The organism is Rhizobium sp. WYCCWR 11152 (assembly GCF_013087615.1).
Lineage (GTDB): Bacteria > Pseudomonadota > Alphaproteobacteria > Rhizobiales > Rhizobiaceae > Rhizobium > Rhizobium indicum.
This window is the reverse complement of record NZ_JABFCP010000043.1, coordinates 1-779: the sequence shown is the minus strand read 5'-3', so window position 1 is coordinate 779 and position 779 is coordinate 1. Positions and strand designations below refer to the sequence as shown.

Annotated in this window: 1 protein-coding gene; it reads right to left on the bottom strand. The window is 62.4% G+C overall.

Features of this window, described 5'->3' with window-relative positions; genetic code table 11:
* On the bottom strand, positions 1–779 hold a 779-nt coding region (locus tag G9X67_RS34680), incomplete at both ends, for an elongation factor Tu (RefSeq protein ID WP_171600806.1).

Genomic DNA, 779 nt, shown 5'->3' with positions numbered 1-779 from the left:
CACGGGTAACGCCGCGGATCAGCGCACCGATGTTGTCGCCAGCCTGGCCCTGATCGAGCAGCTTGCGGAACATTTCAACGCCGGTCACCGTCGTCTTCGTCGTCGGGCGGATGCCGACGATCTCGACTTCTTCGCCAACCTTGACAATGCCACGCTCGACGCGGCCGGTCACAACCGTGCCGCGGCCCGAGATCGAGAACACGTCTTCGATCGGCAGCAGGAACGGCAGGTTGATCGGACGCTCAGGCGTCGGGATGTAGGCGTCGACAGCAGCCATCAGCTCGCGGATCGAATCTTCGCCGATCTTCTTGTCCGAATCTTCAAGGGCAGCAAGTGCCGAACCCTTGACGATCGGGATATCGTCGCCCGGGAAGTCGTAGGACGACAGCAGTTCGCGAACTTCGAGCTCGACCAGTTCGAGAAGCTCGGCGTCGTCGACCTGGTCGACCTTGTTCAGGAACACCACGATTGCCGGAACGCCGACCTGACGAGCCAGCAGGATGTGTTCGCGCGTCTGCGGCATCGGGCCATCAGCGGCCGAGCACACCAGAATCGCGCCGTCCATCTGGGCAGCACCGGTGATCATGTTCTTGACGTAGTCGGCGTGGCCGGGGCAGTCGACGTGGGCGTAGTGGCGGGCCGGCGTCTCGTATTCAACGTGAGCCGTCGAAATCGTGATGCCACGCGCCTTTTCTTCCGGAGCCGCGTCGATCTGGTCGTACGCCTTGTACTCACCGAAGTACTTCGTGATCGCTGCCGTCAGAGACGTCTTGCCGTGG